Annotated in this window: 5 protein-coding genes; 4 read left to right on the forward strand and 1 reads right to left on the reverse strand. The window is 69.7% G+C overall.

The annotated features are described in order from the left end of the window. Window positions 1-99: 99 nt before the first annotated feature. Window positions 100-720 (reverse strand): YceI family protein, encoded by a 621-nt coding sequence (locus ACZ4WS_RS34075; protein ID WP_467986603.1) that lies wholly within the window; start codon window positions 718-720, stop codon window positions 100-102. 278 nt (window positions 721-998) lie between these two features. Here ACZ4WS_RS34075 and ACZ4WS_RS34080 point away from each other — a divergent pair, with 278 nt between their 5' ends. From ACZ4WS_RS34080 to ACZ4WS_RS34095, 4 genes are all read left to right on the forward strand, one after another. Next, a complete protein-coding gene (locus ACZ4WS_RS34080) occupies window positions 999-1,496 on the forward strand; it encodes a hypothetical protein (protein ID WP_467986604.1) in 498 nt (165 codons plus the stop codon). A 45-nt stretch (window positions 1,497-1,541) separates the two neighbouring features. Continuing rightward, window positions 1,542-3,866 (forward strand): polysaccharide lyase 8 family protein, encoded by a 2,325-nt coding sequence (locus ACZ4WS_RS34085; protein WP_467986605.1) that lies wholly within the window; start codon window positions 1,542-1,544, stop codon window positions 3,864-3,866. A gap of 154 nt (window positions 3,867-4,020) precedes the next feature. Next, entirely contained in the window at window positions 4,021-5,637 is a 1,617-nt protein-coding gene (locus ACZ4WS_RS34090; protein WP_467986606.1) for an acyl-CoA carboxylase subunit beta, read from the forward strand. A 57-nt stretch (window positions 5,638-5,694) separates the two neighbouring features. After that, window positions 5,695-5,886 (forward strand): acyl-CoA carboxylase subunit epsilon, encoded by a 192-nt coding sequence (locus tag ACZ4WS_RS34095; RefSeq protein ID WP_467986608.1) that lies wholly within the window; start codon window positions 5,695-5,697, stop codon window positions 5,884-5,886. Window positions 5,887-6,000 lie beyond the last annotated feature (114 nt).

Below are 6,000 nucleotides of genomic sequence, written 5' to 3' on the forward strand. Positions count from 1 at the left end.
CCCTCTGGATACGGGGGAATCAGAGGGCGGGCGCGTTCAGGGGATCGGCGAACGCGGGGCGCTCGGCCGATGTCGTACCGGCGGCAGCCGTTGCCTGACTCAGCCGGCGTTCTTGATCGCCGAGATGTCGAAGACCAGCTTGATCTTGTCCGAGACGAGCACGCCACCGGTCTCCAGCGCCGCGTTCCAGGTGAGGCCCCACTCGGAGCGCAGGATCTCGGCCTTGCCCTCGAAGCCGGCGCGCTCGTTGCCGAACGGGTCCTTCGCGGCGCCGTTGAACTCCAGGGCGATGGTGAGCGGCTTGGTGGTGCCCATGATCGACAGGTCGCCGGTGATCCGGTAGTCGTCGCCGCCCAGGGCCTCCGCCTTGGTGGAGCGGAAGGTCATCTTCGGGAACTCGTCCGTCTTGAAGAAGTCGGAGCTCTTCAGGTGGCCGTCACGGTCGGCGGAACCGGTCTCGACGCTCTCCATCTTGACGTCGATCGAGGCCGTGGACTTGGACGGGTCCGTGCCGTCCAGGTGCAGGGCGCCCTCGAACTCCTGGAAGCCGCCCTTGACGTTCGTGACCATCGCGTGCCGGGCGACGAAGCCGATCGACGAATGCGCCGGGTCGATCGTGTAGTCGCCGGTCAGTGCGGCCAGGTCGGGGTTCACGGCGGCGGCCTCGGCGGGCGTGGCCGTGGTGTCGGCAGTGTCGTTCTTGCGGCTGAAGATACCCATGACGTGCTCCTTGGGGACGGGTCGCGGTTTCGTCCGGAAGCCGCGGCAGTGAGGATGTTGAGGATGTTGAATGTTCAACGAGGCCAACACGAGGCACCGTAGACCTATTCCATTCAAGTTTCAACTTCATCCGCAGCGTGTTTATGACGTTACTTTGAGTTGGTTTCGCCCGCCCTCTGGCGGACGCGCGTAGACCTCGGGCACCATCTCCGTGCACCGCCTGCACCGCCTGCACAGCCGCCCCACTGGAAGCACGGTCGTCCGCAGGAAGGGTCCCCATGAAGCTCCGCTCCGCACTGACCGCCCTCGCCCTCGTCGTCGCCCCCGGTGTCGCCGTCGTCGGCACCGCCACCGACGCCTTCGCCGTCACCAAGATCAGTCACGCCACGGCGACCTCGATGTTCAGCGCGGTCGGCATCACCTGGTCGTCGTCAGGTGGTTGCTCCGACCGGAACAACTCCACCTGTACGTCCTTCGAGCAGCTCAACCTCGCCACCGCGCAGGGCGCCCAGACCCTCAAGCGGGCCAGCGGCTGCGCGCTCAACATCACCGGCGGTACCGAGACCGGCCACGCGAGCGGCACCTACTCGCACTGGAACGGCTACAAGCTCGACTACGGCAAGAACACCTGCGTCACCGGCTACATCAAGAACAACTTCACCTACATCGGCCTGCGCGGCGACGGCGCCCCGCAGTACCAGTCCGGCTCCGGCAACATCTATGCCGACGAGGGCAACCACTGGGACGTCCTCTACTACAACTGCGGCGGCTGTTAGGCCTCGACGCCCGGTTCCCCTGTGCGGGGTGAGGTGGTAAACGGCATGAGCATGACTCCCACGCGTCGTACGTTCCTGCTCGCGGCCGCCCTGACGGCGACCGTCGCCACCGCACCCCGCGCAGGCGCCGCCGAGGACGATGAGTACGTGACCCTCCGGCAGCGCTGGCTCGGCATCGCCCTCGGCACCGCCTACGACCCCACCGCCGAGCCCTACGCCTCCCGCCTGAGCGAGACCGGCGAACTCGCCCGCGGCTTCGGAGCGACCATGGCCCCGACGGCCGACTCCCTGTGGCCGGGCTACCCCTTCGACCCGCCCTCCGGCATCACCCAGAGCTACAGCAGGCTGTGGACGATGACGCAGGCGTACGTCCAGGAGGGCACCGGGTCGACGGGTGACGAGGACCTGCTCGCCACCGTCCTGCGCGGCCTCGACCACCTCTCGGCGACGGTCTACAACCCCTCCACCACCCGTTACGGCAACTGGTGGGAGTGGCAGATCGGCAGCCCCCGCCTCCTGATGGACATCGTGGCGGCCCTGTACGACAGGCTCACCGACCCGCGAAGAGCCGCCGCCTGCGCGGCCGTCGACCACTTCATCCCCGACACCATGCTCCGCGACTACTCGGGCACCTCGACCGGCGCCAACCGTGTCGACCTGTGCCGGTCCGTCGCCCTGAGGGGCATCCTCGGCCGGGCCCCCGACAAGATCGCGCTCGCCCGGGACGCCCTCTCGCCCGTCTTCCCGTACGCGACGACGGGGGACGGGCTGTACGCGGACGGCTCGTTCGTCCAGCACACCTGGGTCGCGTACTCGGGGACGTACGGGCAGGTCATGCTCGATGGACTCGGGCGACTGTTCGCGCTGCTCGCCGGGTCGGCCTGGGAGGTGACGGACCCGAACCGGCAGATCATCCTGGACAGCGTCGAGCACGCGTACGCGCCCCTCATCCACGACGGACTGGTGATGGACAGCGTCAACGGGCGGGCCATCAGCCGGGGTTACCTGAAGAGCGACGACCGGCATGTCCTGCGCAGCGACCACTTCCACGGGCAGGGGCTGATCGCCGCGATCGCGCTGCTGGCCGGGGGAGCGGATGCCGCCGAGCGGGAGCGCTGGCACGGGCGGATCAAGGGGTGGATCGAGCGGGACACGGTGACCCCGATCCTCACGGCACCCCAGTTCGGGGTCGCCGACCTCGCCCGGCTGCACACCATCGCCGACTCCGCCACCGCGCCCGCCCCCGAACCCGCGGGGCACCGTCTCTTCGCGGCCATGGACCGCGCCGTGCACCGCGGGCCGGGTTTCACCGCGAGCCTCTCCCTGTCCTCCGAACGGATCGCGTCCTATGAGTGCGGCAACGGCGAGAACCCGCGCGGCTGGCACACCGGCGCCGGGATGGTCCTGTGGTGGGGAGACCGCTCGGACCAGTACACGGACTGGTTCTGGCCGACGGTGGACTGGTACCGGCTGCCCGGAACGACCGTGTCCACCAAGCGACTTGCCGACAAGGAGGGCGGCGAATGGGGTGCGGCGAGGCCCGCCGTGCGATGGGTCGGCGGGACGACGGACGGTGCGTACGCGGCCGTGGGCCAGCACCTCAAGGGGCTCGGCTCCACGCTGGAGGCCCGCAAGTCGTGGTTCTGCGTCGAGGATTCACTCATCTGCCTGGGCGCCGGGATCACCGCCGCCGACGGCGTGCCCGTCGAGACGGTGGTCGACAACCGCAATCTGGGGGAGGGCGGCACACCGGCCCTCACCGTCGAGCGTGGCTGGGCCCACCTCGAAGGCCACGGCGGCTGGGTCTTCCCGGGCCGGGGCGGTACGTCGGCGCTGCGCACCCTCCGCGAGGACCGCACCGGCGCCTGGTCCGACATCAACACCACCAGCACCACCGAGCGGCGCACCCGGCGCTGGCAGACGCTCTGGCTGGACCACGGCACGGACCCGGCCGGGGCGACGTACGCCTATGTCCTGATGCCCGGCGCCTCGCGCGGCGCCGTCGCGGCCCGCGCGGCGGACCGCGACTGGCTGTGCGTCCTCGCCAACGACGCCCGCTGCCAGGCCGTCCAGGTACGCTCCCTCGGCCTGACGGCCGCGAACTTCTGGGAGGCCGGTACGGCGGGCCCGCTGACTGCCTCGGCGGGCGCGAGCGTGCTGGTACGGCGCCGGGGGCGGACCGCTACCCTCTGCGTGAGCGAGCCGCCGCGCACCGGGGAGCCGCTGGAGATCGTCTGGGACCGTCCCGTACGGGCGGTCGTGAGCGCGGATCCGAGTGTCGAGGTGCTCGCCACGGGCCGCCGGCTGAGGGTCCGTGTCACCCCAAGGATGGCATGTGCCACTCATCAATGTGAGGTGGCTCTCAGCTGACTGCTTTGTGTGACCTCCACAACCCCAAGGCCCCCTGAGCAGTCAGATCGCCTGCATGTGGTCGCGGTTCTGTTCAGGGGTACCAGGAAAACGGGCCGGAGACTGTACGGAGTCGACGGCTCGCTTTCCTTGGTGGGCTTCGTAAGGTCACTACATGACCGTTTTGGACGAGGCTGGATCCGCAAGCTCCACAAACTCCGCAAGCTCCGCGGGCGAGCCCACGGACGCGCGCGGACGCGTGGCCGAACTGCACGCGATCCGTGCGGAGGCACTGCGGGGCCCCAGCGAGAAGGCGACCGAGGCGCAGCACGCCAAGGGCAAGCTGACCGCCCGGGAGCGCATCGAGCTGCTGCTGGACGCGGGCTCGTTCCAGGAGGTCGAGCAGCTGCGCCGGCACCGGGCGACCGGGTTCGGCCTGGAGGCCAAGAAGCCGTACACCGACGGTGTCATCACCGGCTGGGGCACGGTGGAGGGCCGTACGGTCTTCGTGTACGCGCACGACTTCCGCATCTTCGGCGGCGCGCTGGGTGAGGCGCACGCCACGAAGATTCACAAGATCATGGACATGGCCATCGCGGCCGGTGCGCCGCTGGTCTCGCTGAACGACGGTGCGGGCGCCCGCATCCAGGAGGGCGTCTCCGCCCTCGCCGGTTACGGCGGCATCTTCCAGCGCAACACCAAGGCGTCCGGCGTCATCCCGCAGATCAGCGTGATGCTCGGCCCGTGCGCGGGCGGTGCGGCCTACAGCCCCGCTCTGACGGACTTCGTGTTCATGGTCCGCGAGACCTCGCAGATGTTCATCACCGGCCCGGACGTCGTGAAGGCGGTCACCGGCGAGGAGATCACCCAGAACGGCCTGGGCGGCGCGGACGTGCACGCCGAGACGTCGGGCGTCTGCCACTTCGCGTACGACGACGAGGAGACCTGCATCGCCGAGGTGCGCTACCTCCTGTCGATGCTGCCGCAGAACAACCGCGAGAACCCGCCCCAGGTGGCGTCCGAGGATCTGGCGGACCGCCGCTCGGACATCCTGCTGGACCTGGTCCCCGCGGACGGCAACCGCCCGTACGACATGGCGAAGGTGATCGAGGAGCTCGTCGACGACGGCGACTACCTGGAGGTCCACGAGCGCTGGGCCCGCAACATCATCTGCGCGCTGGCCCGTCTCGACGGCCAGGTCGTCGGCATCGTCGCCAACCAGCCGCAGTCCCTCGCGGGCGTGCTGGACATCGAGGCCTCCGAAAAAGCTGCGCGCTTTGTCCAGATGTGTGACGCTTTTAATATTCCGATCGTCACCCTCCTGGACGTTCCCGGATTCCTGCCGGGAGTTGACCAGGAGCACGGCGGGATCATCCGGCACGGCGCGAAGCTGCTGTACGCGTACTGCAACGCGACGGTGCCGAGGATCTCGCTCATCCTCAGGAAGGCGTATGGGGGTGCGTACATCGTCATGGACAGCCAGTCCATCGGTGCCGACCTCACCTTCGCCTGGCCGACCAACGAGATCGCCGTGATGGGAGCGGAGGGTGCCGCCAATGTCATCTTCCGTCGGCAGATCGCCGAAGCCGCCGATCCCGAGGCGATGCGCGTGCGCATGGTCAAGGAGTACAAGGCCGAGCTGATGCACCCGTACTACGCGGCCGAGCGGGGCCTTGTCGACGACGTCATCGACCCCGCCGAGACCCGCGAGGTGCTCATCAAGTCCCTTGCGATGCTGCACACCAAGCACGCGGACCTGCCCTCCCGCAAGCACGGCAACCCCCCGCAGTAACCCTGCGGATCCTCCGCGGCAGCCCCGCGGAAACCTCTCTCACGGAGACTGACACCTATGAACACCCCTGACATCCGCGTCGAGAAGGGCCACGCCGAGCCCGAGGAAGTCGCCGCCATCACGGCCATCCTCCTGGCTCGCGCGGCCGCCGCCCCCGCTGACGCCCCGGCCCACCGCGGCCGCCTCAAGGCCGGCTGGCGCCGCCTTGAGCGCGAGCCCGGGTTCCGGGCGCCGCACAGCTGGCACTGAGTCTGGCCCCTGGGCCTGGAGCGGGGGGGGGGGGGGGGGGGGGGGGGGGGGGGGGGGGGGGGGGGGGGGGGGGGGGGGGGGGGGGGGGGGGGGGGGGGGGGGGGGGGGGGGGGG

The organism is Streptomyces sp. NPDC029292, from assembly GCF_055569295.1.

What these genes read in the sequence shown, in the direction of transcription:
- ACZ4WS_RS34075 (WP_467986603.1), bottom strand. Translation starts at nt 720, where the DNA reads ATGGGTATCTTCAGCCGCAAGAACGACACTGCCGACACCACGGCCACG.
- ACZ4WS_RS34080 (WP_467986604.1), top strand. Translation starts at nt 999, where the DNA reads ATGAAGCTCCGCTCCGCACTGACCGCCCTCGCCCTCGTCGTCGCCCCC.
- ACZ4WS_RS34085 (WP_467986605.1), top strand. Translation starts at nt 1,542, where the DNA reads ATGAGCATGACTCCCACGCGTCGTACGTTCCTGCTCGCGGCCGCCCTG.
- ACZ4WS_RS34090 (WP_467986606.1), top strand. Translation starts at nt 4,021, where the DNA reads ATGACCGTTTTGGACGAGGCTGGATCCGCAAGCTCCACAAACTCCGCA.
- ACZ4WS_RS34095 (WP_467986608.1), top strand. Translation starts at nt 5,695, where the DNA reads ATGAACACCCCTGACATCCGCGTCGAGAAGGGCCACGCCGAGCCCGAG.